At 70.2% G+C, this 26,840-nt stretch carries 25 protein-coding genes and 2 tRNA genes; 13 read left to right on the top strand and 14 right to left on the bottom strand.

Translation table 11 applies throughout. The features are described 5' to 3' along the window. The first annotated feature begins 43 nt into the window (after nt 1–43). Both ACOZ38_RS03645 and ACOZ38_RS03640 read left to right on the top strand, forming a co-directional pair. Entirely contained in the window at nt 44–2,959 is a 2,916-nt protein-coding gene (locus ACOZ38_RS03645; RefSeq protein WP_424528790.1) for an ATP-binding protein, read from the top strand. Nucleotides 2,960–3,332: 373 nt separating this feature from the next. After that, complete coding sequence (locus ACOZ38_RS03640; RefSeq protein ID WP_424528789.1) at nt 3,333–3,899, top strand: TMEM165/GDT1 family protein; 567 nt, start codon at nt 3,333–3,335, stop codon at nt 3,897–3,899. A gap of 48 nt (nt 3,900–3,947) precedes the next feature. Here the strand turns inward: ACOZ38_RS03640 and ACOZ38_RS03635 are convergent, their stop codons facing one another. The 8 genes from ACOZ38_RS03635 to ACOZ38_RS03600 all read right to left on the bottom strand — a co-directional run bounded on the left by ACOZ38_RS03635 (nt 3,948) and on the right by ACOZ38_RS03600 (nt 8,726). Beyond that, nucleotides 3,948–5,090 (bottom strand): UDP-N-acetylmuramate dehydrogenase, encoded by a 1,143-nt coding sequence (locus ACOZ38_RS03635; RefSeq protein ID WP_424528788.1) that lies wholly within the window; start codon nt 5,088–5,090, stop codon nt 3,948–3,950. A gap of 238 nt (nt 5,091–5,328) precedes the next feature. Next, entirely contained in the window at nt 5,329–5,757 is a 429-nt protein-coding gene (locus ACOZ38_RS03630) for a MaoC family dehydratase (RefSeq protein ID WP_405143914.1), read from the bottom strand. Nucleotides 5,758–5,760: 3 nt separating this feature from the next. Further along, nucleotides 5,761–6,210: a MaoC family dehydratase N-terminal domain-containing protein gene (locus ACOZ38_RS03625; protein WP_405143912.1), complete on the bottom strand. Its 450-nt coding sequence runs from the start codon at nt 6,208–6,210 to the stop codon at nt 5,761–5,763. 297 nt (nt 6,211–6,507) lie between these two features. Further along, nucleotides 6,508–6,672, bottom strand: coding sequence for a 50S ribosomal protein L33 (gene rpmG, locus ACOZ38_RS03620; RefSeq protein ID WP_184608557.1), 165 nt, complete (start codon nt 6,670–6,672; stop codon nt 6,508–6,510). A 79-nt stretch (nt 6,673–6,751) separates the two neighbouring features. Further along, nucleotides 6,752–6,825 (bottom strand) — tRNA-Met (locus tag ACOZ38_RS03615). A gap of 219 nt (nt 6,826–7,044) precedes the next feature. Continuing rightward, nucleotides 7,045–7,117, bottom strand: a tRNA-Thr gene (locus ACOZ38_RS03610). Nucleotides 7,118–7,476: 359 nt separating this feature from the next. Then, nucleotides 7,477–8,400: a hypothetical protein gene (locus ACOZ38_RS03605; protein WP_424528787.1), complete on the bottom strand. Its 924-nt coding sequence runs from the start codon at nt 8,398–8,400 to the stop codon at nt 7,477–7,479. Beyond that, complete coding sequence (locus ACOZ38_RS03600) at nt 8,397–8,726, bottom strand: hypothetical protein (protein WP_424528786.1); 330 nt, start codon at nt 8,724–8,726, stop codon at nt 8,397–8,399. Before ACOZ38_RS03600 ends, ACOZ38_RS03605 begins: the two co-directional genes overlap by 4 nt. Before the next feature lie 146 nt (nt 8,727–8,872). Here ACOZ38_RS03600 and ACOZ38_RS03595 point away from each other — a divergent pair, with 146 nt between their 5' ends. Together ACOZ38_RS03595 and ACOZ38_RS03590 are read left to right on the top strand one after the other, a co-directional pair. Further along, a complete protein-coding gene (locus ACOZ38_RS03595; RefSeq protein WP_424528785.1) occupies nt 8,873–9,262 on the top strand; it encodes a YbaB/EbfC family nucleoid-associated protein in 390 nt (129 codons plus the stop codon). Nucleotides 9,263–9,265: 3 nt separating this feature from the next. Beyond that, complete coding sequence (locus ACOZ38_RS03590) at nt 9,266–9,643, top strand: YbaB/EbfC family nucleoid-associated protein (protein ID WP_424528784.1); 378 nt, start codon at nt 9,266–9,268, stop codon at nt 9,641–9,643. A gap of 22 nt (nt 9,644–9,665) precedes the next feature. Here ACOZ38_RS03590 and ACOZ38_RS03585 read toward each other — a convergent pair whose 3' ends face one another. Beyond that, nucleotides 9,666–9,884: a transposase gene (locus ACOZ38_RS03585; RefSeq protein WP_424528783.1), complete on the bottom strand. Its 219-nt coding sequence runs from the start codon at nt 9,882–9,884 to the stop codon at nt 9,666–9,668. A gap of 237 nt (nt 9,885–10,121) precedes the next feature. On the opposite strand from ACOZ38_RS03585, the gene ACOZ38_RS03580 reads away from it, so the two are divergent. Beyond that, on the top strand, nt 10,122–10,781 hold the full coding sequence (locus ACOZ38_RS03580; protein ID WP_424528782.1) for a hemerythrin domain-containing protein: 660 nt from the start codon (nt 10,122–10,124) through the stop codon (nt 10,779–10,781). Between the two features lie 15 nt (nt 10,782–10,796). Here ACOZ38_RS03580 and ACOZ38_RS03575 read toward each other — a convergent pair whose 3' ends face one another. Next, on the bottom strand, nt 10,797–14,078 hold the full coding sequence (locus ACOZ38_RS03575) for a BTAD domain-containing putative transcriptional regulator (RefSeq protein WP_424528781.1): 3,282 nt from the start codon (nt 14,076–14,078) through the stop codon (nt 10,797–10,799). Between the two features lie 115 nt (nt 14,079–14,193). Here ACOZ38_RS03575 and ACOZ38_RS03570 point away from each other — a divergent pair, with 115 nt between their 5' ends. Next, nucleotides 14,194–14,997, top strand: coding sequence for a dioxygenase (locus ACOZ38_RS03570; protein WP_424528780.1), 804 nt, complete (start codon nt 14,194–14,196; stop codon nt 14,995–14,997). A gap of 63 nt (nt 14,998–15,060) precedes the next feature. Here ACOZ38_RS03570 and ACOZ38_RS03565 read toward each other — a convergent pair whose 3' ends face one another. The 4 genes from ACOZ38_RS03565 to ACOZ38_RS03550 all read right to left on the bottom strand — a co-directional run bounded on the left by ACOZ38_RS03565 (nt 15,061) and on the right by ACOZ38_RS03550 (nt 19,471). Then, nucleotides 15,061–15,549 (bottom strand): MarR family winged helix-turn-helix transcriptional regulator, encoded by a 489-nt coding sequence (locus ACOZ38_RS03565; RefSeq protein WP_424528779.1) that lies wholly within the window; start codon nt 15,547–15,549, stop codon nt 15,061–15,063. Nucleotides 15,550–15,624: 75 nt separating this feature from the next. After that, a complete protein-coding gene (locus ACOZ38_RS03560; RefSeq protein ID WP_424528778.1) occupies nt 15,625–16,464 on the bottom strand; it encodes a YceI family protein in 840 nt (279 codons plus the stop codon). Further along, complete coding sequence (locus ACOZ38_RS03555) at nt 16,461–18,992, bottom strand: MFS transporter (protein WP_424528777.1); 2,532 nt, start codon at nt 18,990–18,992, stop codon at nt 16,461–16,463. Before ACOZ38_RS03555 ends, ACOZ38_RS03560 begins: the two co-directional genes overlap by 4 nt. Then, a complete protein-coding gene (locus ACOZ38_RS03550) occupies nt 18,992–19,471 on the bottom strand; it encodes a MarR family winged helix-turn-helix transcriptional regulator (protein WP_424528776.1) in 480 nt (159 codons plus the stop codon). Before ACOZ38_RS03550 ends, ACOZ38_RS03555 begins: the two co-directional genes overlap by 1 nt. 488 nt (nt 19,472–19,959) lie before the next feature. On the opposite strand from ACOZ38_RS03550, the gene ACOZ38_RS03545 reads away from it, so the two are divergent. The 7 genes from ACOZ38_RS03545 to mltG all read left to right on the top strand — a co-directional run bounded on the left by ACOZ38_RS03545 (nt 19,960) and on the right by mltG (nt 26,782). Beyond that, nucleotides 19,960–20,832, top strand: a complete 873-nt coding sequence (locus ACOZ38_RS03545) for a lysozyme (RefSeq protein WP_424528775.1) — start codon at nt 19,960–19,962, stop codon at nt 20,830–20,832. Between the two features lie 145 nt (nt 20,833–20,977). Next, the gene (locus tag ACOZ38_RS03540; protein ID WP_424528774.1) at nt 20,978–22,111 is read left to right on the top strand and encodes a DUF3103 family protein; all 1,134 of its coding nucleotides are present in this window, start codon (nt 20,978–20,980) and stop codon (nt 22,109–22,111) included. 291 nt (nt 22,112–22,402) lie between these two features. Continuing rightward, nucleotides 22,403–23,470 (top strand): glycerophosphodiester phosphodiesterase family protein, encoded by a 1,068-nt coding sequence (locus ACOZ38_RS03535; RefSeq protein ID WP_424528773.1) that lies wholly within the window; start codon nt 22,403–22,405, stop codon nt 23,468–23,470. A gap of 217 nt (nt 23,471–23,687) precedes the next feature. Then, entirely contained in the window at nt 23,688–24,887 is a 1,200-nt protein-coding gene (locus ACOZ38_RS03530) for an IS701 family transposase (RefSeq protein WP_424528772.1), read from the top strand. Nucleotides 24,888–24,998: 111 nt separating this feature from the next. After that, nucleotides 24,999–25,247, top strand: coding sequence for a hypothetical protein (locus ACOZ38_RS03525; RefSeq protein WP_424528771.1), 249 nt, complete (start codon nt 24,999–25,001; stop codon nt 25,245–25,247). 75 nt (nt 25,248–25,322) lie between these two features. Continuing rightward, nucleotides 25,323–25,835: a SigE family RNA polymerase sigma factor gene (locus ACOZ38_RS03520; protein ID WP_424528770.1), complete on the top strand. Its 513-nt coding sequence runs from the start codon at nt 25,323–25,325 to the stop codon at nt 25,833–25,835. Beyond that, nucleotides 25,832–26,782, top strand: a complete 951-nt coding sequence (gene mltG, locus ACOZ38_RS03515; protein WP_424528769.1) for an endolytic transglycosylase MltG — start codon at nt 25,832–25,834, stop codon at nt 26,780–26,782. The genes ACOZ38_RS03520 and mltG overlap by 4 nt, the downstream gene beginning before the upstream one ends. Nucleotides 26,783–26,840 lie beyond the last annotated feature (58 nt).

The following is a 26,840-nucleotide window of genomic DNA, read 5'->3' as shown; positions in this document are numbered from 1 at the left end:
CGATGCCATAGGTCGTGACATGCTTGCTGACATGGTGGGTCGGATGGTGAGTCCCGTTTTCGTGGGACGGGAAGCCGAGCTGGGAACACTGTCCGAGGCTTTCGAGCAGGCACGCAAGCAGGCCGCGGCCGCCGTGCTGCTCGGAGGCGAGGCCGGCGGCGGCAAGACCCGCCTGGTCACCCGCTTCGCCGAGGATGCCGCTTGTACGGGGGCGCACATCCTCGTCGGCGGCTGCGTGGAGCTCTCCACCGAAGGCCTCGCCTACGCGCCGTTCACCGCCGCCCTCCGCCAGCTCGTCAAGGAGATGGGCGCCGGCGAGGTCGCCGCGCTGCTGCCCGACGGCGCCGCCCGCGACCTGGCGAGGCTGCTGCCGGAGTTCGGTGAGCCGAGCGGCGACAAGGAGACCGAGACGGGCAGGGCCCGGCTCTTCGAGCAGTTCCTCACGCTGCTCGAACGCCTCGCCGAGCGCCGGTCGGTGATCCTCGTCATCGAGGACGTCCACTGGGCCGACCGCTCCAGCCGCGACCTGATCGCCTTCCTCAGCCGGAACCTCAGGACCGCGCCGGTCCTCATGATCATGACTTACCGCTCGGACGAGCTGCACCGCCAGCACCCCCTGCGCCCGGTGCTCGCCGAGCTCGGCCGGGTAGACGGCGTGGTACGGCTCGACCTCCCCCGGCTCAGCGAGAGCGAGGTCGCCGCCCAGATCGCCGGGATACGGGGAGACGTCCCCGAGTTCGCGCTGGTCAAGAAGGTCTACCAGCGGAGCGAGGGCATCCCGCTGTTCGTCGAGGCGCTGATGGAGCGCGACGACGACTGCAGCGTCCCCGAATCCCTTCAGGACCTCATCATCGGCTCGGTGGAGCGGCTGCCCGAGGAGACGCAGCGCGTGCTCCGCATCGCGGCGGCCGGCGGCAACCGCGTCGGCCACGAACTCCTCGCCGCGGTCACCGACCTGTCCGACGTCGACCTGGAGAACGCCCTGCGCCCCGCCATCGCCGGCAACGTCATCCAGGTGGCCGACGGGCGGGCGTACGCCTTCCGCCATTCGCTGATCCGCGAGGCCGTGCACGAGGAGATGCTCCCCGGCGAGCACAACCGCATCCACGCGCGGTTCGCCGAGGCGATCGACCGCGACCGCAGGCTCGTGCCGCACGGGCGTGCCGCCATCGAGATCGCCCACCACTGGTTCTCCGCGCGCGACCACCTCTGGGCGCTCATCTCCGCGTGGGAGGCCTCGGCCAAGGCCGCCAACGCCTTCGCCTACACCGAGCAGATACAGCTGCTCGAACGCGTGCTCTCGCTCTGGGACAGGGTTCCGGACGCCGCCGAGCGCATCGGCGTCGACCACACCACGGTGCTGGAGCTGGCGTCGGAGGCCGCGGTCATCAGCGGCGACACCGACCGCGGCCTGAAGTTCGTCAAGGGCGCCCTGGCCGAGCTGGACGAGACCGCCCAGCCGGAGCGCGTCGCCCAGCTCCTCGTCCGCCGCTCCCAGCTCAAGAGCGACAAGGGCAAGCGAGGCGGCCTCGACGACCTCCGGTACGCCGAGCGGCTGGTCCCCGTCCCCGGCGCCGCCCGTGTTCAGGTGCTCACCAGGCTCAGCTCGTGGCTGATGTTCATCAACGAGACGGTCGAGGGCACCGCGCTCACCCGGGAGGCCCTGCGCATCGCCCGCGAGATCGGCGACCCGTGCCAGGAGGCCGAGCTGCTGACCAACCTCGCCCTCGGCCAGTCGCTGGCGGGCGACCTGGAGGCGACGCTGCTCACCAACGAGCGCGCCATGGAGATCGGCGAGAGCCTCGGCTCGGGCCGCATCGTGCTGCGCGCCATGGCCAACAACGTCGACGCCCTCAACAACCTCGGCCGCTCCGAGCAGGCCGTGAAGCTCGCGCTGGACGGCGAGACGACGTCCCGCAAGTACGGCCGCTACCGGGTCAGCGGCGCGTTCCTCGCCAACAACCGGGCGGAGGCGCTCGAAGCACTCGGCCGCTGGGACGAAGCGGTCGGGGCGATCGACCAGGCCCTCGCCAGTGGCCCCATCCCGAGGATCCGGGGGCACCTGCTGCGGGTCCGGGGCGACGTCGCCGCGGGAAGGGGCGAGGTCGACCTCCTGGAGCGGGTCCTCATCGAGGTCGGCGCCCTGCACGGCGGCGAGATGAGCGAGTTCGCCCAGGAGTGGATGACCAACACCCGCCTCCTGATCGAGTTCCACCTGCTGCGCGGCAAGCCGCTCGAAGCCCTCAAGGCCACCGAGCACATCCTGTCGATCTCCAGCACACCGCACTCCAGCAAGCCCATGCTCGGATGGCGGGCCCTCGCGCAGAGCCGGCTGGTCTGCGAGACCGCCGCGGTCGCCGCTCCCGAGCTCGCGGAGGCGGTACGGGCCAGGGCGGACGCGCTGGCGCCGAGCATGACCTCGGACGGCCCGATCGCCGACGCCTACCGGCTGATGAGCCGAGGCGACTTCGACGAGGCCGCCGCCGCCTGGGAGCGCCTCGGGCGGCCCCACCCCCGTGCCAGGTCCCTCACGCAGGCGGCCGCCGCGGTGGCCAGGGCCGGCGACCGGGAAGGGGCGTCCGCGCGGCTGCGTGAGGCGTATCCGATCGCGCACGCGCTGGGCGCCCGCCCGCTCCTCACCGAGATCGAGGCACTGGCCCGCCGCGTCGGCACCGTCCTGAGCACGGCTCCCTCGGCGGACGGCCAGAACGGCCAGGCCGGGGCGGGGCACAACGTCCCGGCGGGGCAGCAGGGCCTGGCCGTGGCCGATCTGACGCCACGCGAGCTGGAGGTGCTCCGGCTGGTGGCCCAGGGCCGCTCGAACCGCGACATCGCCGGCGAGCTGTTCATCTCGGCCAAGACGGTGAGCGTGCACGTCTCCAACATCCTGGGCAAGCTCGGCGTCTCCACCCGCGGCGAGGCCGCCGCCGCGGCCCACCGCCTGTCAATGCTCGCCTGACCCCTCGATGGTCGCCTGACCCCGAGGCCGTGAGCTGGGGCTCCGACATTCTTTACCCGGGCGAGCCGCCCGCCGGGTACGGGGTTTCCCGCACCTCGGTCTGGCAAGAGCGCGCTTTGCGGGGCCTTGCCGGAATGCGACCCCAGAGGCATCCATTAGGGTTGGGTGGAAACACCGAAGGGGAGTAGTCCCAATCGCGTGATCGACATGCTGGCGTAAGCCCGGTCGCGCGGGCCTCGTTCACGAGGCGGACGAGACCTTCGGCTTGGCAGCCATGCACGAACACGCTGCCGGGCCGAGGTCGACGTGCCCCGAGACTCCCCGTGGTGCTCGCTCCCAGCCCGGTCGCGCTACAAGGAAGGGCGACCCCCCTGTGGAAGCGTTCTGGATCAGTCTCGGTGTGATCTTCGTGGCCGAGCTGGGCGACAAGAGCCAGCTCATGGCCATGACCTTCGCCACGAGGTTCAAGCCGTGGCCGGTGATCGTCGGCATCACCATCGCGACGGCGGTGGTGCACCTCTTCAGCGTCGGGCTCGGCGGCCTCATCGGCGACGCGCTCCCGAAGACCGCCATCGCCGTCGTCGCGGGCATCGCGTTCCTGTTCTTCGCCCTGTGGACCCTTCGCGGCGACGAGCTGAGCGACGAGGAGTCGAGCAAGGCCGAGCGCACCACACGCAGCGCCCTGATCGCGGTGACCGTGGCGTTCTTCCTCAGCGAGCTGGGCGACAAGACGATGCTCGCGACGATCACCCTCGCCACCCAGCACGGCTGGCTCGGCACGTGGATCGGCTCCACCGTGGGCATGGTCGCCGCCGACGCCCTGGCCATCGTCGTCGGCCGGATGCTCGGCAAGCACCTGCCCGAGAGGGTCATCAAGTACGGCGCCGCCGCCGCCTTCGCCGTCTTCGGCATCGTCCTCATCGCCGAGGCCCTCATCTAGGGTCCGGCGGCGGGCCGGGGACGGCTCGGCGGCGGGGCTCAGGATGACTCAGAGCCGGAGGCCGACCATCACGGGCTCGTTCACCAGGGTGACCCCGAACTTCGCCTCGACGCCTTCCTTGACCTCCCTGGCCAGCGCCAGCAGATCGGCCGCCGTCGCCGGGCCGCCGTCCGAGACCGGGGAAGGCCCGGCCGGCGCCGGACCGGCGCCGGCCGCGAGGCCCTCGGGGTCGCTCGGGAAACCGGTGACCCGGAGCCCGCCCGGGTTGGTCAGCGCCAGTGTGTGCTTGGTGGAGATGCGCGCCGGGCCGCGACGGTATCCCTTGGGGAAGCCCGCGTGCTCGATGAGCCAGGCGGCGGGCACCTTGACCGCGCCTCCTGGCATGTCCCACCGGGGGAACCCCGGAGCCCTGCGCTCCAGCTCGGCCGCCTCCGGCCCGTCCAGTATCGGGTTGGTGAAGAACGAGCCGGCGCTGCACGTGTCGGGATCGGAGGCGTCGAGGACCATGCCCTTGCCCCGGCGCAGGTCGAGCACGGCCGTACGGGCCTCGTGCAGGGCGACCCTGCCGCCGATCTCCACGCCGAGCCTCGCCGCCAGCTCCTTGTACGCGACGGGCCCGGACTTCTCGGACCTCTCCAGCGCGTAGGTCACGGACAGCACGACATAACGGGCGAGATCCTCCTTAAAGGCGCTGTGCCGGTAGGCGAACCCGCACTGCCCGGCGTCGAGGTCGAGCACCTCGCCCGTCCGCCGGTCGTAGGCGCGGACGCCGACGACGGTCTGCGAGACGTCCTGCCCGTACGCGCCGACGTTCTGGATCGGGGTCGACCCGACCAGGCCGGGAACGCCCGACAGGCACTCGATCCCGGACCAGCCCTCGGCCACGGCACGGGCCACCAGGGCGTCCCAGTCCTCCCCCGCCTGCGCGGTCACCACGACACGGCTTCCCTCGTCGCGCACGTCGACCCCGCGCGAGGAGACCCGGACCACCAGCCCGTCGAAGCCGTCGTCGGAGACCACCAGGTTGCTGCCGCCCCCGAGCACGAGCACCGGCTCGCCGTCCCGGTCGGCCTCCGCGACCAGCTCGACGAGCTCCTCGCCCGTACGGGCCTCCACGAAGGCGCGCGCCGCCCCGCCCACTCTCAACGTGGTGTACGGCGCGAGCCGCACACCTGCCACACGGTCAGCCATGCACCTTCCCCAGCACGTACGAAGCGGCGTGCGGGCACCGCGCGCCGGCACTCAGCCTAGACGAGCGGCCCCCGGCCCCGGCCCGCGTCCCACGCGGCGGCGCTGATCGCCTCGTCCAGCCTCGAAGCCGCCAGGCTGGAATCCCACAGCACCTGTGAGGCGATCATGTAAGCATTCAGGCCCGGCGGTCCATGGGTGGACCACCGGGCCCGGGAGCACGATGCGGGTGAGACCGGAGTCAGGCGAGGCGTACGGTCGCACGGGCCTTGGAGAGCACCCGGGAGTCTCCCGACCTCGCCGTCAGCGCGACGACCACGCGGTTGTCGTCCAGCTTGGCCTCGACGACGCCGCTCACCGTGATCACGGCGCCCTCGTCGTTGTCGGGGACGACCACCATGGACGAGAACCGGACGCCGTAGTCGACCACCGCTCCGGGGTCGCCGGCCCAGTCGGTGACGAACCGCCCGGCCTCGGCCATCGTGAACATGCCGTGCGCGATCACGTCCGGCAGGCCGACGGCCTTGGCGTGCCGCTCGTTCCAGTGGATCGGGTTGAAGTCACCGGAGGCTCCGGCGTACATCACGAGGTTGACGCGGTGGACGGGGTAGTCGACGGCCGGGATCTGGTGGCCGACCTCGACCTCGTCGTACTTCACGGTCGCGGTCATGGGTTACGCCGCCCCTCCGCGCTCGATGATGGTGTTGTAGGTCCTGCAGACCGGCTCGCCCTGGACGGTCGAGACCTCGCTCGTCATCGTCAGGACCTCGTTACGGCCGACGCTGCGGATCTCGGAGATGGTGGAGGTGCACAGCAGCTCGTCACCGGCGTAGATCGGGCGGTCGTACTCGAACCGCTGCTCGCCGTGGACGACCATGGCGAAGTCGAGGCCGAGCTCGGGGTCGGCGAGCGCCTCGCCGGCGCCCGAGAGGCTGAACACGATGGGGAAGGTCGGCGGGGCGACGACGTCGGGATGACCCGCTTCCCTCGCGGCCTCGGGGTCGCGGTAGATCGGGTTGTGGTCGCCGATCGCGGCCGCGAACTCCCTGATCTTGACGCGGCACACCTCGTAGGAGGTGGACGCCGGATAGGTCCGTCCGACGAAATCACGGTTCAAAGCCATCGTGCCGGTGCCCTTTCGGAACGCAGAGCTGCGGAGCCCCGACGGTAACAGAACAAGGTTCGGCCGTCGTGGATGGATCGAGGATCCGGTCCGCGCGGCTCGCGCCCTCCGCCGGTAGGGAGAACGCTAGCCCGCCCCGCCGCGGAATCGGCGCAGGCCGGTCGGCATCGCGCCCAGGCGGGCCTGTTTCCGAACGCGGCAAACCGGCGCTCTCTAGGGAGAACGCCGGTCGCGCGAAAATGCCGAAGTGCTGCTGAGGGTGCCCCGGTGCCCGGGGATCACCATGCCCTGGCGCGGCTAGCGCGTCTCGCGGTGTGCACGGTGGCACTTGCAGTTGGGGCAGTACTTCTTCAGCTCAAGCCTGTCCGGGTCGTTGCGCCGGTTCTTCCGCGTGATGTAGTTGCGGTGCTTGCACTCCTGGCAGGCCAGCGTGATCTTCGGCCTAACGTCGGTGGCAGCCACGTGGGAGTGCCTTTCTACGTTTGGGACACATGGACAACCCGAACCCGGTCTCCCTTTGCAGGGGGACCCGGCAGGGTAGTAGCGGAGGCCGGACTTGAACCGGCGACACAGCGATTATGAGCCGCTTGCTCTGCCTGACTGAGCTACTCCGCCTCAGGCCGGCGAACTCGACCGGCCTCGAAAGGATACCTGACCTGTAAGACGATCGCGCACGCGCATTGGCGTGCCCGATCTGGGCTAGGTGCTCCAAGTATGCCTGATCGCTGGGCCCCTACACTTCCCCTTATTTACAGGCGGACTAGTGAGCACGGTCGGATACCCACAAGCGAAAAGCCCCACCCCGGAATCCGGGAGAGGGCATTTGCGCTGTCGAGCCCCTTTACGGAATCGAACCGTAGACCTTCTCCTTACCATGGAGACGCTCTGCCGACTGAGCTAAAGGGGCCGGTCTCGCTCGCGTTTCGCGTTACCGCGCCGCGCTGCGGACAGGTGTAACCATACACGGACCCCGCGACCGATGCGAATCAGAACGCCCACCCGGAGCTCTCCCGGACGCCACCCCGGCGAGCACCGGATCCCCGCCCCCAGCGAGCCTGTGCGAGCGCGGCCGACCGGGCGCCGCCGCCCCCCACACCTTCAGCGGCGTCGAGGTTCGTCTACGAGGTCGAGGCATGCCAGACGCCGCCCGGACAGCGATCCTCCGGGCGGCGGCGTACGTCACGGGACAGGCACCGGATCACACGTCACCTTGCCGAAGCTCTGGCGGCGTCCCCGGAAGGCATGGCCCGAGACGCCAGAGTGATCTCAGTTCCTCCTCCCACGCCTCACGATCTTCGCCTCGGTGCGGTCGTTGAGTGCTCCATCTACCAATGAGTTCGCCGACTCCACATCTCCTTCCTCACGCCTCCTACGCGCACTCGACGTCTTTCGATCCGCCATTTCGTCAAGCATCTTCGCCTCGCGTTCGGCCAGGCGAGCATCTTGCTCCACCAGGTTCTCTGCCGCTTTCATCGCTTTGTCGCTGGCTCTGGGAGTCCCGCCACCGGGAGAGAACCAGCCCTTCCGGCCCATCTGCAGAGTGTGGCCGCCGCGTGGGCCGGCCTGCTCCATGAACCTGCCGCCACTGACCGGGACGTCGATGCGGCCTCCGGCTCCGACGGCATTCGGCATCGGGCCACGGGGACCCTTCATGTTGCGGAGAAGCCCCTGAAGGGGCCCAAGGATCTTTTCTCTGACGGCGCGTGCCAGCACCTTGCCGGTGCCTTCACGCAGCTCGTGGACGATCAAGTTCGACTTGTGGCGGCCCAGAAGCAGCTGCACGGACGCCCTGGCGGGCCCGGTGGGACCACCTATCAGCAACTCCCTGCCGGCCCTGTAGGTGGCGTACATCGCCTCGGCACCCAGGGCCAGTTCGGCGATCTTGGCCACCCCGGAGAGGCCGTTGAGCGCTGTGGGGATTCGGTTGGCCACAGCGCTGGCCTGACTGAGGTGCCCTCCGCTGTTGCCGGTCCGCTGCCAGTCGTCGGCCATGGCGGCGCCGGACTCACCGCGGTAGAGCTGCTGGGCCTGCCGCATCGTGCCTTCGGCATCGCCGGCGGCACGGTCGGCGCCGGCGGCCACGGTCCGCAGTTGGGAGGCCTGTTCGTCCATCCCGTCGGTGTTGGGGAGGATGGCAGGGTCAAGGCCGATGACCTGCATCGCCAGGGCGGCCTGCGGCGGCAGCGTCACATCGATCCCAGGTCGTGCAGTCTGTCGGCGTCACGCTGAACGGCGGTGTCCACCTCGCCGAGGCATGTTGACGCGACGCGCAGACGCTCACCGGTCTGGTCCATCGTCAGGCCGAGATCGCTGAGCAGTTCGTGCAGGTGGCGACCGCTCTCGCTGAAGGCGGCGGCGCACTCGGCGATCAGCCCGGTCTCGCCCCATGAGGCGCCGCCGATCTCGCCTCCCGCGGGTCCTCGCACCGCCGCGCCGTAGTCCTCACCATGGATCTGCATCCGGCGCGAAGCGGTCTGCTCTACCCATGTCCGGTGAATGTCAAGTTCTCGGCTCATACCACCCGACCCTAACGGGATCATCGGCGCCGATACTTGCCTTGATCGGTTCGGTGGTCCCTATCCTTGGGTCAGGCCTCGAAGCGGCCTGCTTGGTCATACTGGTCGCTTGACCTCACCGCCCCCGCTGGAGTCCGGAGATCGCAATGACATCCGCGCCTTACGACTCGGAGCATCTGCATGCCTACCTGAGGCAGGCCCAGGACTCGATGCGCGCCCTTCAGGAGGCACAGGAGAGGATCAGCCAGGTCACCGGGCAGGGCGCGAGCGGGGACGACCTGATCAGGGCGACCTGCGATGGGCGGGGCGGCATCACAGGGGTCTTCTTGAATCCTCGTGCGATGCGACGTGACCGGGTGACCCTCGGCCGGGACGTGGCGGCGGCGCTCCAGGCCGCTCAGCAGGACGCGGAGTGCCAGACCCAGGCGATCGTGAACGAGGCCCTTGACGGCACCGCGGATCTGCCGGAGCCACCGGACGCCGGCCTCGTCCGGACTCAGATCGAGCGGGTGGCTCACGAAATCCTCGGAGGGTGATCGTTGTTCGGCCCACCCATGGACCCAGGCGGCATCCGCGAGGAAGTCCTCGATCAGCCCGCGCGGCTGGCCGAGCGGATGCTGAGGTCGATCGAGAAGGTGCAAGGCGATCTCGACGAGGTCATCGGCACCGGTGAGGCGGCGTCCGGCCAGGTGACGGTGACGGTCGCGGCGGACGGGAAGGTGCTGGACGTCACCTTCGGCCCCAGGGCACCGCGCCTGGACAGCCAGACGCTGGCCGAGGAGGTGCTCTCGGCCGCCCGTCGCGCCCAGCACGACGCCGAGCGCAGGACCCAGGAACTGATACGAGAGTCCATGGACGGCCTCGACCCCGCCGAGGCACAGACCCGGCTCGATCTCCTGATGCGCCCCCCGCGCTGACCCGGATCAGCGCGGCGTGGCACTAGCGGTGCGCCTCCTGCCGCCTGCGGCGGGGACGGCCGCCGAAGGGGAAAGCGATCACCTCGCACAGATCGGCGAGGTCCACGAAACGGCGCAGCTCGTCCACGGAGAAGCAGTCGGCGACGAGCTCACCGTGCCGCCGGAGCCGGAGGACCTGGTGATCGCCGCGCGTCGCGGCCGTGACCTCGTAGCCGTCCGGACCCACCCAGCGCGTCTCCATAGCGGCACAGAGTATGCCCAACCAACATCCGTTTCTCGAAATACCAACGATCGCTATGGCACCAGCGGCCTCACCTGTGCCCTCGCCACCACGTACTCGCGCACCACGGGCACGCGGCCGGCGACTTGCCTGCCACCCGGATCCGCCGGCCTTGCTAAGTCGGTTCCAAGAAAGCTCTAAGTGCTCCCGAGCACGCTGGCGGTCGACAGGAACACGACTCAGGCAAGGAAGAGCATCATGCCGCACAGCACCGACACTCCCGACACTCTGGGATTCCGCATCACCCATCGCGCCATGCGAGGCGACACCCGCCGCCTGGCCGCCGTGACCGGCGAGATCGCCTCGGGGCGGCAGTCGTGCGACCGGGCCAGGGCCACCGCGATCTCCGCGTTCATCGCCAAGCTGTGCGACGGCATCCACCACCACCACTCGATGGAGGACAAGGTCCTCTGGCCGGTGCTCGAACGCTCCGCCGGCGCCGCCGTCGACCTCTCCGACCTGTCCGACGACCACTCGGAGCTCGATCCGCTGCTGGACGAGCTGCGCTCCTCCGCCGCCGCGTTCGTGAGCGACCGTACGGCGGCCGGGCGGCTCGCGACCCTGTTCGGAACCCTCGCCGACCTCCTCGACGAGCACATCGAGGAGGAGGAGCGGACCATCTTCCCGATCATCGAGAAGTACGTCTCGGTGCCCGACTGGCTCACCGTCGAGACCGCGGTGCGCAAGGGCGGGGACGCCGCCTTCGACCTGCCGCGCATCGCCCAGTACGCCAGGCCGGAGGAGCTCGCGCGGCTCCGGAAGATCGCGGGCCCGGTGCTGTCGATCATGCTGGCGCTGACCCGGGGGCCGCACCGCCGCCGCCAGCGCCTGATCTTCGGCCCTCTCGCCACAGTGTGATCCAGGAGAGCGGGGTCACACCATCCGGTCCGTACGCGCCGAGGCCCGCCGCGCGCGTGCGGCCCAGTGCGGGGAGCCCACCCGCTCCGCGACCCGCACCGCCCGCGCGTAGTGCCCGGCCGACTCCCCGTTACGGCCCAGGAGCGCGGCGAGGTCGCCCAGCATGTGGGCGACCGGCCCGAGCGTCACCGAGCCGCAGTGCAGCCCGCCCAGCTCCCCTGCCCACGGCAGCAGCGCCTCGTAGCACTCCTTCGCGACCGCCGCGTCGCCGAGGGCGACGGCGTTCTCCGCGCGCAGGCTCATCCGGAACAGCCAGTAGTAGTCCTCCGGCACGTCCCAGCGGGGCAGCCAGACCTCGCGGGCCTCGCCCAGCCGGTTCCCCGCGACCAGAGCCCTGGTCAGGAGTTCGGACACCTCCTCGGGCAGGTACGCGTACAGCTCCCGCAGCTCGGCGGCGGAGTCCCCGGCGTCGCCCCTGGCGAGCCGGATGACGAACCGCCCGGCGACGCCGAGGATCAGCGCGTTGGCTCCCCCGGACTCGTACATCCGGCGCGTGACGGCGTCGTACAGCCGCTCCGCCTCGTCGAACTCGCCCCGCACCAGCAGGGCGATCGCGTCGAAGAACGACAGGACGGCCAGCGCGAGCCCGAGCTGGCCGCTGGTGGAGTACTCCACGGCGCGGTCGGCGTGGTGCCGCGCGGTCGCAAGGTCGCCCTGGCCGAGTGCCACCATGAACAGGGCATGGTGGCCCTGCATCTGGTAGCCGAGCAGCCCGTGGCGGGCGCCCGTGTCCAGCAGCTCGCGGCCCAGCTCCTCCAGCTCCGCGCGGCGCCCCGGGTGCAGCACCATGAAGTAGCGGGCGTTGAGCGCCAGGCACAGCAGCTCGGGGTCACCGGTCCGCCGGGCGATCTCGACCGCCTCGGCCGACGCCGCCTCGGTACGGGTGGCGTCGTGTCCCTCCAGCTCGAAGGTGAGGGCCGCCAGCAGCCGGCACCGCGCCTTCTCGCCGGCCCGCGAGATGGCCTCCTCGATCACGGCGACCATCTCATGGTCGGCGCGGCGGTCGAGCTGGATGGTCCACGGCACCGGCGCGTCGTACGCCGTGAGAGCGCGCGCGACCGCCTCGGGGTCGGCCCCCCGGCGGGCCACCGCCAGGGCCTCCGCCCTGCTCTCCAGCGCCCCCACCACGTTCCCCGCGTGCGCCCGCGCGGAGATGAGCCGGCAGAGCAGGTCCAGGCGCAGGGCCTCGTCGTCCAGCGGCAGGTCGAGCGCCCCCTGAAGGAGCCGCGCCGCCTCCGCGTGGGCGTGCAGGCCGGCCGCCCGCCCGGCCGCCGCGGCGGCGTACCGCGCCGCTCCGTGAGCCGTGCGGCTGGTCGCGGCGGCCAGCGCGTGGTGCCCGAGCCCGGCGACGTCGTCCGGGCGTACCTGCTCAAGGGCGTCGAGCACGCGCCCGTGCAGGCGGGCGCGGCGGATCCTCGGGGTGTCCTCGTACAGCGTCTCGCGGACCAGGACGTGCGTGAAGCGCACCTGCCCGGGACGCGGCTCGGCCAGCAGGCCGGTGAGCACCCCCGCCTCCAGGCCGGCCAGCACGGTCTCCTCGCCGTCGCCGTGCATGGCGATCAGCACGTCGACGTCGACATCCCTGCCGATGACGGCCGCGTCGCGCAACGTGGTCTGCGCGGTGGCCGGCAGCCTCGCGATCCGGCGGCGGATCAGGTCGCGTACGCCGGGCGGCAGGGCGTGGGCGGCGGCCGGACCGTCGGTGGCCAGCAGCCGGGCCGTCTCGCAGACGAAGAGCGGGTTGCCCCCGGTCCGCTCGGTGACGGTGCGCGCGGTGGCGGCGTCGACCCGGAGGCCGGAACGATCAGAAAGCAGGCGCGCGACCTCGTCCTCGGTGAGTCCCGGCAGGTCGAGATGCGCGGCGGTGCGGGCGGCCAGGGCCGCGCGGGTGGCGGCGAGGTCGGCCTCGGCCTCCGCGGGCCGGTAGGTCGCGACGACCAGCACCGGCGTCGAGGGCACCGCGAGGTACCTGAGCAGGTGCAGCGTCTCGCCGTCGGCCCGGTGCGCGTCCTCGATGACCACGAGCGTGGGAGCCACCGCCGCGACGCCCGCGAGGTACTCGCCGAGGGCCCGTGCCAGCAGGAACTGCCCGGTGGACGCCCCGTCGTCGGTCAGGAGCGGCGCCAGCCGTGCGGCGAGGCCGCCGGTGGGAGGGTGCTCGGCTGTGAGGCGGCGCAGGACCTCGCTCCACGCCCACGCGGGAGGCGCGCCACCGCCCGTCTCCGGGCAGCGGCCGAACGCCACCAGGCCGCCCTTCCGCTCCACGCGCGCCGCCAGGGCCTCGACCAGGGTGCTCTTGCCCGCCCCCGCGTCACCGGCCACCCAGACCATCTGGAAACCCGCCGGTCGTCCGGCGATCTCCTCCAGCCTGGCCAGCTCACCCGCGCGCCCGATCATGGCGGTGGCCTGTGCGCGGGACTCGGATATGAGTGCGGCGGGCCGCGCCGGAGGCGTCGGAATGACCGGCTGGAGCTCCAGGGAGGCGGCCTGGGCCAGGACGTCGGCTTCGAGCGCGCGCAGCGCAGGGCCGGGGTCGACCCCCAGCTCGGCCGCGAGGGTCTCCCTGGCCCTGCGGAGCGCGGCCAGGGCCTCCCCCTGCCTGCCCGAACGGTAGTAGGCGAGGGCGAGCAGCCGGACGGCGTTCTCCCGCAGCGGGTGCGCCCGTACATGGCCTTCGAGGTCGGGAACGGTCTCCGCCTGGCGCCCCAGCCCGAGCTGCGCCTCGGCGCGGTACTCGACGGCGACCAGGTGGAGCTCCTCCAGCCGCCCCACCTCGGGCGCGGCCCACTCCTCGTCGGCGAACTCGCCGTAGGGCCGTCCCTTCCACAGGCCGAGCGCCTCGTCGATCAGCGTGGCCGCCTCACCGTACGCGCCGGCGGCGAGGCGGGTGGAGCCGGCGTCGAGAAGGCGGGAGAACCGCCAGGCGTCCACGTCGTCGGCACCGAGGTCGAGGCGGTAGCCGGGCGCGGCGCTGACCAGTACGGACGGCGGGGTCCTCGGACGCCGCCCGGGTTCGAGCACGCGGCGCAGGTTGGAGACGTAGACCTGCAGGGCTCCGAGCGCCTTGGGAGGCGGCTGCCCCTGCCAGAGGTCCTCGATGAACCGGTCGGTGGACACGACGCGGCCGCCCTCGCAGACGAGCCGTGCGACCACCGCGCGCTGCCTCGCCGTGCCGAGGTAGACCGCGCGGCCGTCGACGCTCGCGTGTAGGGGACCGAGCACCCGTATCCGCACCATGACCCAAGAATTATGTCCTGAAATAAACCGCAAAAGGGGAGGTCCGGGATTCGATTGACGAGTCAAGTATCTTCTGGTTTCCTGGATGCTTGAATGTTCAACCAAGGAGCCCGCGATGAGCGACGTCACGTCCAGCGGCGGCACCGGCCGGATGCCGGCCCTCTATCTCAGCCACGGCGCCCCACCGCTGGTCGACGACGCGCTGTGGACGGCGCAGCTCTCGGCATGGTCGCGCGACCTGCCCCGGCCCACCGCCATCCTGATCGTCTCGGCGCACTGGGAGTCCGCCCCGCTGATGCTCGGCGCCACCGATGACGGCGTCCCGCTGGTCTACGACTTCGGCGGCTTCCCCGCGCGCTATTACTCGGTGCGCTACGGCGCGCCGGGCGCGCCCGAGCTCGCCGCCAAGGTGGCCGCGCTCATGCCGGCCGGCGAGACCGTGAGCCGCCAGCCGAACCGCGGTCTCGACCACGGCGCCTACGTGCCGCTGACGGTGATGTACCCCGAGGCCGACATCCCGGTCCTGCAGATGTCGCTGCCCACCCTGGACCCCGACCGGCTGCTCCGGCTCGGCAGCAGGCTGCGCCCGCTGCGCGACGAAAGGGTGCTCATCATCGGCTCGGGGTTCACCACCCACGGGCTGCCGTTCCTGCGCGACTTCAGCCCAGCGGCCGTCGCCCCGTGCTGGTCACAGGAGTTCGACGCGTGGGCCGCCGAGACGCTGGCCCGCGGCGCGGTCGACGAGCTGGCGGACTTCCGCCACCGCGCGCCCGGCATGCCGTACGCGCACCCGACCACCGAGCACTTCGCGCCGCTGTTCGTCACGCTCGGCGCCGCCACCGACCCCGAGGCGCCCCCGCGGCAGACCATCGACGGTTACTGGATGGGCCTCGCCAAGCGATCGTTCCAGGTCGCCTGACGAGCCAGGGCCGGGGTCGTCCGAGGGGACCCGAGGTCAGCCAGGGATCACGTCCGGCCGGCGCTATTCCAGGTTGTCGGCCAGGGCGTTGAACCGGGCGAGCATCTGGCCCAGCAGCCGCACGTCATCCTGCGGCCAGGTGCCGAGCAGGGCGTAGAAGCGCTGTTGCCGCGCCGAGCGCGCGCGGTCGAGCCGCTCGCGCCCCTCTTCTGTGAGTTCGAGCAGGTGGGCGCGGCCGTCCAGCGGGTCGGGCTGGCGCCCGATGAGCCGCAGCTCCTCCAGCACCTTCAGCTGGCGGCTGATCGTCGCCTTGCCGACGCCGAAGTAGGCGGCCAGCTCGCTGGAGCGCGCCGGGGCGACGTCCCCGATGCGCACGAGGATCCCGTACGCCCCCGGCTCCAGCTCTGAGTGCACCGCGCGCCCCATCTCGGCGGACAGCGCGCGGGAACGCCGGAAGAGGACGCCGAGCTGATGCTCGAGCGCGCAGTACGCTTCGTACTCCTCGGCGGGCACCGCCTCCTGGACGGCTGCCGCCGCTCGTGTCTCGGGCATCGTGCCTCCTCCTCCCTTCAGTGTCGGAGTCGCTCGAACGACAAAGGTTCGCGCCCCTCGGCGTAGCCTCAACGATCAGGCCTGAGCCGAGGGTTCCCCCTGCACCGCCTGGATGTCCAGCTCCACCTTCAGAGTCGCGCCGATGAGCGAGATCCCCGCCTGGACGATCTGGTTGTAGTTCATCGCGAAGTCCTCCCGGCGCAGCTCGGTGACCGCGCGGAACGCCGCGCGCAGGCCGCCCCACGGGTCGGGGCTCGTGCCGAGGTAGGCCAGGTCCAGGTCCACCTCGCGGGTGATCCCGCTCAGCGTCAGGACGCCGTGCAGCGTCCACCGATCAGGGCCCGCGGGCGACAGCCCGGTGCTGCGGAACGAGATCACCGGATGCGGCCCGACGTCGAGGAAGTCCGCCGAGCGCAGGTGGTCGTCGCGCGTCTTGTTGCCGGTGTCGATCGACGTCGCGTCGATCTCGGCGACGACGGCGGACGCCTCGGCGGTCGCGCCGATGTCGATCCGCCCGGCGAACTCCGGGAACCGTCCCTGGACGCTGGACAGCCCCAGGTGCTGCGCGGTCGCCGCGACCTTCGAGTGCGCCGGGTCGATGGTCCACACGCCGGGCGGCGGCAGCTCGACACCGCCCTGCCGCGCGAGCACCAGCACGCCCAGCTCGGCGCTGCCGGAGGCCGTCGCGATCGCCGTGGACGCGATGGGGGCGTACCCCACCGCGGTGACCACGACGGTGTAGACGCCGGGGCTGAGCGGCTCGGTCAGGACCGTGCCGCCGGCGTCCGCGTCCATCCGTACGACCTGGTGGCCGGACATGTCGGTCACCGTGACCACGGCGTGCGGCACCGCCCAGCCGTCCTTGGTGCGGACAACGGCGTGCAGGCCGTACCTTCCCGCGAGCGTGCTGCTCATTCGGGGTGCCCCAGCCACAGGTCGTACGCGTCGTCGCCCTGGCCCGCCAGGTTGAGCGCGCTCGCCACGGGCGGGTACCCGGTGGCGATGACGGTGTACTGGCCGCCCGTCAGGTCGGCGAAGGCGTACTCCCCGTCCTCCCCGGTGGTGGCGGAGCCGACGACGTTGCCCGCGGCGTCGAGCAGCGTGACGCGGGCGTCGGCCACCGGCCCGCCGTCCTTGACGCGGACCGTGCCCCTGACGCGGACGCCGGGCAGCAGCTCGACGTCCTGCCTGGTCTGGCCGGTGCCGACCTCCACGGGCACCGCGGCGGGACGGTGACCCGCCGCGCTGACGGCGAGGGTGTAGCTGCCCGCGACGACGCCCGCGAAGCCGAAGACGCCGTCCGAGGCGGTCACGCCCGTGGTGATGACCTCCCCGCGCACGTCCGTCACGATGACCATCGCCTGGACGACCGGCTTGCCGTCCGGGTCGCGGACGGTGCCGATGAGCTTGCCCGAGCCGGCGAGCACGAGATCGAAGTCCAGCGGCTGGTCACCGACCGCCAGGGTCGCCACCTGCGGGTCGTGGTCGCTGGCGGAGGCGATGAGGACGTACGTGCCGCTGCTCGGCGTCCACAGGCTGTACCCGCCGTCCGCCTGCGTGACCGCGCGGCCGAGCTGGTGGCCTCGTACGTCGATCAGGGTGAGGGTGGCGTGGGGCACCGGCGTGCCGTCGGCGCCCTTGATGAACCCGCGGATCCCGCTGCCGCCCTCGGGATGGGGCGCGCCCGCGGACGCGTACACCGTCTGCTGGACCGGCGCCTCCCCGGAGAGCTGGGACGACGCCTGCGCCGAGGCGCGGGTGGCGGCGAACCCGTTGAACGCGGCCGGGGCCTCGGCGCCCACGGACACCAGCTCCTGGGTGTCCCGCTGCTGGGCGTGACGGCCGGGGCCCGTGCCGTTGCGCACCGGCTGGTTCTCGTCCACGCCTGAGCGCATCTGCTCGGCGCTGGCCGTGCGCAGCGGGATCTCCTTGATGAACAGGATGGCGATCAGGGCCAGCAAAGCGCTCGGCGCCGCGTACAGGAACACGTCGCCGACGCCGTGGCCGTACGCGCCCGTGACGACCTCGCGGACGGGGCCGGGCAGGTCCGCCAGGCGGGGAATCGAGCCGTTGCTCAGGCTGCTGTGCACGCCGATCTTGGACAGGCCCTCCTCCAGGTACTGGATGACCCGGTGGCCCAGCACGGCGCCGAGCGCGCCGACGCCGATGGCGCCGCCGAGCGTGCGGAAGAACGCGACGACCGAACTGGCCGCTCCGAGCTCCTCCGGCCTGACCTGGTTCTGGACGGACAGGACGAGGTTCTGCATGGTCAGGCCCACGCCGACGCCCATGGCGAACATGTAGATCGCCAGGAGCCAGTAGGCGGTGTCGAACCGCATCGAGCCCATGAGCCCGAATCCGGCGGTGAGGAGCACGCCGCCGATGACGAGGAAGATCTTCCAGCGTCCGGTGCGGGTGATGATCTGACCGGCTACGGTCGACGAGACCGCCAGGCCGAGGATCATCGGCAGGGTCATGACACCCGCCATGGTGGGCGTCTCGCCCCGGGCGAGCTGGAAGTACTGGCTCAGGAAGGTCGTCGCGCCGAACATGGCGACACCGACCAGCATGCTGGCGACCACCGCGAGGGTGATCGCGCTGTTGCGGAACAGGTGCAGCGGGACGATCGGCTCGCCGGCCCTCGACTCGACGAACAGGAAGATCAGTGCCAGTACCAGCGCGCCGCCCACCATGGCGGCGGTCTGCCACGACAGCCAGTCGTACTTGTGGCCCGCGAACGAGACCCACACCAGCAGCAGGGAGACCGCGGCGCTGATGAGCACCGCGCCGGCCCAGTCGATGTTGACCTTGCGCTTGTACACGGGGACGTGGAGCGTCTTCTGCAGGACGATCAGGGCGATGACGGCGAACGGCACCCCCACGTAGAAGCACCAGCGCCAGCCGAGCCAGGAGGTGTCCACGATGACGCCGCCGATGAGCGGCCCGCCGATGGTCGCGAGGGCGAAGACCGCGCCGAGGTAGCCGGAGTAACGGCCGCGCTCGCGGGGCGAGATGATCGCCGCCATGATGACCTGGGCCAGCGCGGTCAGGCCGCCGGCTCCGAGACCCTGGATCACCCGGGCCCCGATGAGCATGCCCGGGTTCTGCGACACGCCCGCGATGGCCGAGCCGATGACGAAGATGATGAGACCGAGCTGCACCAGGACCTTCTTGCTCACCAGGTCGGCGAGCTTGCCCCAGATGGGCGTGGAGATCGTGGTGGCCAGCAGGGTCGAGGTGATCACCCAGGTGTAGGTGTTCTCATCGGCGTGCAGGTCGGCGATGATCGTGGGCAGGGCGTTCGACACGACGGTCGACGACAGGATCGCCACGAACATGCCGAGGAGCAGTCCCGACAGCGCTTCCAGGATCTCCCGATGCGACATCGGAGCGGCCGGTTCGGGTGCGGCCTCCTGCACCCCGGCCGGTACTGCGGTTGCCATCAATGTCCTTTCACTGTCTGCGCCGTGCGGGAAGCGTGGATGGTGTGGGCCCGGCGGGCGTCGAAGCTCGTACGGAGCCGGGCCAGAAGGCCGGCGAGCTCGGCGATCTCCTCGTCGGTCCAGTCGCCGAGGGTGTCGGCGAGAAGGTGACGGACATGGTCGAGCAGCTCCTCGGTGACCTGCCGCCCGTCCGGGGTGAGCCGGACGTACCAGGAGCGCCCGTCGCGGGGGTTGGGGATGCGCTCGATCCAGCCGCGTTCCTGGAGGTCGGCCACGTGCCGGCTGATCACCGACTGGTCGACCTCGAACATCTCCGCCAGCTCGCCCATACGGACCTCGCCACAACGGCTGAGCGCCACGAGCAGGGCGAGCCCGGCGCGGGAGCCGGCGAACGGCAGATCCCTCTTGACCGCCTTCATCACCGCACCCATGTCACTCAGCCGGACAAGCAGCTCACCGCAGCTGTCCTCCGATGCCATGACCGCCTCCATCTAGTTGCCTTAGGCAAATATATATCATTGCCCTAGGCAACCTTCAGGGGGGTATGTCCAGATTTTTGGGGCCAACGCCGGCGAGGCACCGCTCCCAGCGGAAGCGACGCCTCGCTGGCGTACCGCCCCGCTGCCGCCCTCGCTCCCGCTTCCCCGCGCTCTCCCCACCCGCCACCAGCGTCGCGCTCGCAGGTCGCCCCCCGTGACCAGCGCCATGCGAGAGATCTGCCAATCGGACAGCAATAGTTAGGAAACTTTACACCTTTTACATAGGTCCGAACGAAGGTTAGTTACTTGCTGGAGTAGACGCATTTGACGGAAAGGAGGCTTTCCGTGCTGTCTGGCGCCGCGGCTCTCGCGGGGCCATCCGGCACCGCGGCTCTCACGGGACCGTCCGGCCTATGGGCTGGAGCCAACGGACGCCCGCCGCGATCTCTCGACCGTTCCTCGAGAAAACCCCCCACTCGGAGGACCACGTGGCAAGCGACAACCGCCTTCCCCTGACGGCGCTCACCTCGCGCTTCACAGCGCTCGCCGTCGCCGCCCTGACCTGCGTAACGGTCACACTGGGCGCTCTCCCCGCATCCGCCGCCCCGGCCGACCCCGCCCCCGCGACGGAAGCCGCCGCCAACCCCGTCACCCACCCCGAAAGGGACTGGATGGGTTCGCAGGTGGCCAAGCACGAACCCGGCAGCGGCAAGGTGACCATCACCCCGCTCGCCGCCCAGACCCCCGGCCTCGACGTCAGCGGCTGGCAGGGCAACGTCAACTGGGCATCGGTGGCCGCCAACGGCGCCAGGTTCGCCTACGTCAAGGCGACCGAGTCCACCAACTACACCAACCCGTACTTCAGCCAGCAGTACACCGGCTCGTACAACGCGGGCCTGATCCGCGGCGCGTACCACTTCGCCACGCCGAACACCTCCTCCGGCGCGACCCAGGCCGACTACTTCGTCAATCACGGCGGCGGCTGGTCCCGTGACGGCAAGACCCTGCCCGGCCTGCTCGACATGGAGTGGAACCCGTACGGCGCGGCCTGCTACGGGCTGTCGGCCTCCGGCATGGTCAACTGGATCCTCTCCTTCAGCAACCAGTACCACGCGAGGACGGGCCGCTGGCCGGTCATCTACACGGCCACCAGCTGGTGGAGCCAGTGCACCGGCAACATCGGCGACTTCTCCTCCACCAACCCGCTGATGCTCGCCAACTACAACGGCTCGCCCGGGCCCATGCCGTACAAGTGGGGCTACCAGACCATCTGGCAGTTCGCCGACCACGGCACCTTCCCCGGCGACCAAGACTACTTCAACGGCGACTTCTCCCGCATCCAAGCCCTCGCCAACGGCTGATCCCCTGATCGACCCATGAGTCCAAGAGGCCCCTGACCGTGCTTCGCCGGCACAGGGGCCTTCTTGGGTCCAGAACCGCCAAACTCCGGGTCCGCGGCATCGAGACCCACTCCGGCCGGAGCCCCGATAAAGAAGGAGAAGGCTCGTGACCCGAGTCCGCATGGCCACCCTCGCCACAGTGGCCGCACTCGCCCTGACGACCGGTACCGCCCAAGCCGCCCCGACCGCCACGTCCCTCTCCTCCGCGGGGCCCACCGCGACGAAGGAACCCGCCGCCGGAACAGAGAAGTCCAGCAAGGTCTTCGCCATCACCGACCGCCTCGCCGGCCAGGTCGCCAGCGCCTTGGCCGACCGGACCGTCCGAGACCGCATCGCCTCGGCGACCACGTCCGGGGCCGCGGACCTACTCAAGCTGGAGCGCGAAACCAGCCTCGGCCCGGCCGCGCGCGCCGCCAACCTGTCCGTGCTCGCGGCGAAGGGCTTACCCGCGAACGGCGGATCAGTACTTCAGGTGCGGCTCGCGGACCCCGGCATGCGCGCGGCTCTGGCGCGCGGCGAGGTGCCGCTGGTCGCGGCGGTGCCCACCGATGACGCGCCCACCGCGGTGACCGCGTACGACCCGCTCGGCGGAAAGGTCCTCCTGGACCCGGTCAGAGCACCCCAGCGACCCGTTCTCGTGATCGACGTGGACGTGGCGAAGTCGCTGACCATGGGCCTGCAGCTGATGCGGGACACCCTGGCCGCGCGCGGCATCGTGGCCGCCAGACCGGCCGCGGCGGCCTCTGTCGGCGGGTACTGGGCGACCAAGGTCAACGCGATCCAGCTCAGCGACGACCAGGAGCCCTGGATCAAGGGCGCCGCCGAGATCTACAGCATCGTCGGCGGGTTCGGGCTCGACGGCAAACCCACCGTCAACATCGTCCAGATGCCCTACCTCGACTATGACGGCACGACCTATTACCCGAACCAACTGCTCGTGCACTTCTCGGCGTACAAGTACAACCTGGCCGACGTCGTGATGATGGAAGACGACGGCGACACCAACTACCAGCAACTCGCCCAGGCCATCGCCACCGCCCTGCTCACGATCGCGGACGGCGGCGCCTACATCCCGCTGGTCAGCGCGATCCTCTCCGCGATCCCGACCTCGTGGTGGACCGACGACCCGGACTACGTCGACTCCTGGTACACGCTGTCCACCACCAGCAGCGGCCGCCTCCACGGCGCCGCCGCCAACGGCTGGATGGACGTGTCCCCCTACTGGGTCGCCGGACTCTGACCCGACGGTCCCCGCCTCTCGAGAACCTGACACTGCGCGGCCCTCCCGTTCTGCCGGCCGCACCGGCATGCAGGCGGTGATCAGATCACGTCTCTCCCGGAACTCCGGGAGAGACAACACCCGTCGTTATGCAGGTATTCACCTGCATAACGTCAGGCTGCTGTCGTGCCGAGCCCCGAGACCTGCGTTCCGCGAACGTTCACGACCCCATCACGCCATGGCCGCAAGGGGGTATCGGCCAGCGATCTAGCGTCGCTGAGGTCCGATAGACCTAATGAAGCGGAGCCCCCGATGCACCTTCGTCATGTCCTGGTGAGCCTGGCCATTGTGCCCGCGCTGGCCGCGCCAGTGGCCGCCCACGCGTCAACGGCGCATGGTCCTGGTGTGCTGCCCCAGAAGACCCACTTCGACCTGCAGGCCCACCGCGGCGGGATCGGCATGACGACCGAGGAGTCGCTGGAGGGGTTCGGTAAGGCCCTGCGCCTCGGGGTCAGCACCCTGGAGCTGGACACTCATGTCACCAAGGATGAGAAGGTCGTCGTCAACCACGACCGGCAGATCAGCGCCCAGAAGTGCCGCGACACCGCACCGGTCACGACTGGCGACCCGATGTACCCGTACGTCGGGAAGTACATCAAGGACCTGACCCTGGCGCAGATCAAGACCATGGACTGCGGCTACCAGCAGTTGCCCGGTTTCCCCGAGCAGGAGCAGATCAAGGGCTTCCGGATGGTCGAGCTCAAGGACGTCCTGAACCTCGTCAAGAGCTACCACGCCAACCAGGTCAAGCTCAACATCGAGACCAAGGTCGAGGCAGGCGCGCCCGAGCAGACGGCGCCGCGCGAGCTGTTCGTCCGCCGGGTCTTCGAGGAGATCCACGCCTCGGGGATCGAGGACCAGGTCACCATCCAGTCCTTCGACTGGGGCGCATTGAAGGTGATGCACCGGCTTGCGCCGAGGTGGCCGCTGGTGGCGCTGACGAACTACGACTTCCTCCAGGTCGGCAAGCCCGGCGCCTCCCCGTGGCTCGGCGGGATCGACGCCGACGACTTCGGCGGCGACTTCGTGAAGGCCGCCGCCGCCATCCCCGGTGTCACGGCGCTGTCTCCGGTGTACGGCTTCCCGCAGAACGGAAAGATCAGCGACCCGGGCTTCCGCTTCTACGTCGATCAGACGATGGTGTCGGAGGCGCACGCGCGTGGCCTGAAGATCATCCCGTGGACCTGCGACGACCTCCCCACCATCGAGGCCCTCATGGACATGGGCATCGACGGCATCATCACTGACTACCCGAACCACGTCCGGCAGATCATGGCCGACCGCGGCATGCGACTGCCGAAGGCCTACGCCCAGCGCTGACCCAACCTCGTCGGCGTACGCCGACCCGGACGCCCTGTGCACACCTTGGACCCCTGCGCCAGGCGTGTGCCGCTGAGGCCGGCGGCCATGATGGCCGCCGGCCCCTCTAGTAGTGCTTTGTTAGGTCAGCCTGTTGTGGCTGGTCGGTTCGCCTGCTTGGTGTTTCGATGCGGTCGTGACCCCTGGAGAGCTTGTCCGTGTCCGGCAGCGATTAGAAATGTTCGCCGCTGAGGTGTTCGCTCCCTTGGCCCGCTCGGACCAGCGAGCCAAGGGGATCATCTACCTGCGAGGGCTGCTGCTGGATGGCCGCCGCAAGTCGATGCAGCCGATGGCTGAGCGGCTGGGGGTGGATCATCAAGGGCTGCAGCAGTTCCTCACCTCCTCCACCTGGGACTTCTCGGTTGTGCGGCGACGTGTGGCCGCCCGCGCGATCAGCACGATCCATCCCGTGGCATGGGTGATAGATGACACCGGCTTCCCCAAGGACGGCACCGCATCGCCAGGAGTAAGCCGCCAGTACTCCGGCACGCTGGGCAAGGTCGGCAACTGCCAGGTCGGTGTCAGCATGCACGCGGTCACCGATACCGCTTCCTGCCCGCTGAACTGGCGTCTGTTCCTGCCCTCGTCCTGGGACGACACCCAGAGGGCCGATCCGCCGGCTGCCGAGCAGATCGCCCTGCGCCGCCGGCGGTGCGCCATCCCTGCCTGCGAGCGCCATCGACCCAAATGGCAGATGGCGATCGAGATGCTGGACGAACTGGCCGGCTGGGGACTGGCACCGCCGCCGGTGGTGGTCGCCGATGCCGCCTACGGCGACAACGCCCACCTGCGCGCCGCGCTGGCCGAGCGCGGCATGCGGTATGTGGTTCAGGTCAAAGGCGAGGTCACCGCGCACTCGGCCGGCAGTGTCCCGCAGGCACCCGCCTATACCGGCGCGGGCCGCCACCCGCTGCCGCGTTACCGGACCAAGCCGATGGCCCTGCGCGAGCACGTGCTTGGCGCAGGGCGTTCCGCGGCGCTGACATTGACCTGGCGCGCAGGATCCAAAGGGAACCTGACCTCCCAGTTCGTCATCCTGCCGGTCCGGGTGGCCGGCCGCAGACCGCGTCTGGCCGACGACGGCTCGCTACCGGTGAGCCACCTGATCGCCCAATGGCCCGCCAGCGAACCCGAACCGATTAAGTACTGGCTGTCCAGCCTGCCCGCCGACACCCCACCGGCACAGCTGGTCGCCGTGGCCAAGATCCGCTGGCGGATAGAACACGACTACCGCGAGCTGAAGACCGGCCTAGGCCTGGACCACTTCGAAGGCCGCGCCTGGGCCGGGTGGCATCGCCACGTCACGCTGGTCAGCGCCGCTCATCTGTTCTGCACAGAGCTTCGCTTGAGCAGCCCAAAAGCGGCTGGGGCGGCCTGACGCTCTACACGGTCCTCAAACAGCTCCAGGTCATGCTGGTCACCTGGACCGGGCGATGCCCGACCTGCCACCAAAGGCCGCCTTAGCCACCTAACAAAGCACTACTAGGTGGTGACCAGCCAGGGCGGACCGGAGGGCGCGGTCAACCGGCTCTGTGTGCTGCTCGACATGCCGCACGTGAAGACGGTCGCCGCTCCTCACGAGTTGGACGCCGTCAATGGAACGCTCTTCGCCGTGTGGCGAGCCATCTCCGAACGCCGTGACCTGTTCCGTAGGTACGACATCGACTCGGTGGAAGAGTTCCGCCGGCTCCGTGCGGCGGGCGGGCTGGGCGTACAGCTGGGGTACTTGCCGCGCTGACGCTCGGCTCGGTCATGCCGGCATAGATTGACGTCCGGCCCACGTCCTTGCTTGGTGAGACAGCGAGGAGGACGGGTGGATCCAGGATTTGAGGCGGACTTCCGGAAGTTCGTCGTCGATCGATCAGGGGCGCTGTTCCGCACCGGGTACCTGCTGACCGGTGACCGTCACGCCGCTGAGGACCTGGTGCAGTCGGCGCTGGCGAAGACGGCGGCGAAATGGCACAGCCTGCGCGACCCGGCGGCCATCGAGGGTTACGTCCGCCGCGCCATGTACCACGAGCAGGTGAGCTGGTGGCGGCGCCGTTCCCGCATCGCGGAAGTGCCCATCGGATGGCTGCCCGACCAGATCGGCGACGGACACGCCGAGATCGTGGACCTCCGCCTCGTGATGCGCACGGCCCTTGCCCGGCTGACGCCCCGGCAGCGGACCATGCTCGTGCTGCGCTACTTCGAGGACCTGTCCGAGACCGAGATCGCGCGGCTGCTCGGTATCAGGGTGGGGTCGGTCCGCAGCCAGATCTACCGGTCGTTGGAGCGTCTGAAGAAGGCCGCCCCCGAACTGAGCACCGTGAGGGAGTTGCGATGAACATCGAGGATCTGCTGCGTGAGACCCTCTCGGACATGGCGCATGAGGAGGAGCCACCCCCGCCGAGCCGGTTCCTCCGAGTCCGCGGGGCCCGATCCCACCGCCGCGGCGTCGCCCTGGCGGCGGCGGCAGCCGTCACCGTGATGGCGATCGGATCCACGATCGTGCTCTCCTCTCGGGTGACGCTCCCCCAGCACCTCAACGGGCAGGGCACCGACGATGTGCTCGTGGAAGCCAACCAGGGGCAGACCACTCTGACCGTGAGGGAAGGACAGCGGCTCTCGCAGATCTTGAACCAGCTGTCGACCGCCACCGGCAAGCCGGTAGAGGAGTTCAGGCGGGCCGCAAGGGACGGCGAATCGCTCGGCCTTCCGGCCTACGCCAAGGGCGCGCTGGAAGGATTCGCCTTCCCCGCGACCTATGAGGTCTCGCCCAAGTCGAGCCCCGAGGAGCTTCTCGCCGCGATGGTGACGCGCTTCAATCGCGCCGCCGAGGACGCCGACCTGGTGGACGGCGCCAGGCGTGCCGGCCGTACGCCACTGGAGATCATGACCATCGCCAGCATCGTCCAGGCCGAGTCGCGCGACAAGCGCGACATGCCCAAGGTCGCGCGGGTCATCTACAACCGGCTTAACCACACGCCCGAGATGAGGCTGCAACTGGACAGCACCGTCCTGTACGGCCTGAACAAGTTCGGCACCAGGGCCTCGAACAAGGATGTCCAGAGCCGGTCACGGTACAACACCTACGCGTACCTCGGCCTGCCGCCCGGCCCCATCGGCAACCCGGGGAACGACGCCATCGAGGCCGCCCTGAAACCGGCTACCGGCCCCTGGCTGTACTTCGTGACGACCGACCCGGAGAAGGGCATCACGAAGTTCGCCGCTTCCGAATCGGAGTACTTCAAACTGAGGGATGAGCTCAACAGGAACCGCAGGACCGGGTGATAGACGTCCTCGGGGACCGTCCAGCTCGATAGCGGCACGCGGGGAGCCGAGTCCCCTG

Source organism: Sphaerisporangium viridialbum (genome assembly GCF_049674955.1).
Lineage (GTDB): Bacteria > Actinomycetota > Actinomycetes > Streptosporangiales > Streptosporangiaceae > Sphaerisporangium > Sphaerisporangium viridialbum.
Note: the sequence above shows the minus strand (reverse complement) of the source record. Positions and strands in the feature narration are given on the sequence as shown.

What these genes read in the sequence shown, in the direction of transcription:
- ACOZ38_RS03630 (WP_405143914.1), bottom strand. Translation starts at nt 5,757, where the DNA reads ATGACCGCGACCGTGAAGTACGACGAGGTCGAGGTCGGCCACCAGATC.
- ACOZ38_RS03595 (WP_424528785.1), top strand. Translation starts at nt 8,873, where the DNA reads ATGACATCCGCGCCTTACGACTCGGAGCATCTGCATGCCTACCTGAGG.
- ACOZ38_RS03625 (WP_405143912.1), bottom strand. Translation starts at nt 6,210, where the DNA reads ATGGCTTTGAACCGTGATTTCGTCGGACGGACCTATCCGGCGTCCACC.
- ACOZ38_RS03580 (WP_424528782.1), top strand. Translation starts at nt 10,122, where the DNA reads ATGCCGCACAGCACCGACACTCCCGACACTCTGGGATTCCGCATCACC.
- mltG (WP_424528769.1), top strand. Translation starts at nt 25,832, where the DNA reads ATGAACATCGAGGATCTGCTGCGTGAGACCCTCTCGGACATGGCGCAT.
- ACOZ38_RS03600 (WP_424528786.1), bottom strand. Translation starts at nt 8,726, where the DNA reads ATGAGCCGAGAACTTGACATTCACCGGACATGGGTAGAGCAGACCGCT.
- ACOZ38_RS03565 (WP_424528779.1), bottom strand. Translation starts at nt 15,549, where the DNA reads ATGCCCGAGACACGAGCGGCGGCAGCCGTCCAGGAGGCGGTGCCCGCC.
- ACOZ38_RS03535 (WP_424528773.1), top strand. Translation starts at nt 22,403, where the DNA reads ATGCACCTTCGTCATGTCCTGGTGAGCCTGGCCATTGTGCCCGCGCTG.
- ACOZ38_RS03560 (WP_424528778.1), bottom strand. Translation starts at nt 16,464, where the DNA reads ATGAGCAGCACGCTCGCGGGAAGGTACGGCCTGCACGCCGTTGTCCGC.
- ACOZ38_RS03530 (WP_424528772.1), top strand. Translation starts at nt 23,688, where the DNA reads ATGTTCGCCGCTGAGGTGTTCGCTCCCTTGGCCCGCTCGGACCAGCGA.
- ACOZ38_RS03635 (WP_424528788.1), bottom strand. Translation starts at nt 5,090, where the DNA reads ATGGCTGACCGTGTGGCAGGTGTGCGGCTCGCGCCGTACACCACGTTG.
- ACOZ38_RS03645 (WP_424528790.1), top strand. Translation starts at nt 44, where the DNA reads ATGGTGAGTCCCGTTTTCGTGGGACGGGAAGCCGAGCTGGGAACACTG.
- ACOZ38_RS03555 (WP_424528777.1), bottom strand. Translation starts at nt 18,992, where the DNA reads ATGGCAACCGCAGTACCGGCCGGGGTGCAGGAGGCCGCACCCGAACCG.
- ACOZ38_RS03570 (WP_424528780.1), top strand. Translation starts at nt 14,194, where the DNA reads ATGAGCGACGTCACGTCCAGCGGCGGCACCGGCCGGATGCCGGCCCTC.
- ACOZ38_RS03575 (WP_424528781.1), bottom strand. Translation starts at nt 14,078, where the DNA reads ATGGTGCGGATACGGGTGCTCGGTCCCCTACACGCGAGCGTCGACGGC.
- ACOZ38_RS03550 (WP_424528776.1), bottom strand. Translation starts at nt 19,471, where the DNA reads ATGGCATCGGAGGACAGCTGCGGTGAGCTGCTTGTCCGGCTGAGTGAC.
- ACOZ38_RS03585 (WP_424528783.1), bottom strand. Translation starts at nt 9,884, where the DNA reads ATGGAGACGCGCTGGGTGGGTCCGGACGGCTACGAGGTCACGGCCGCG.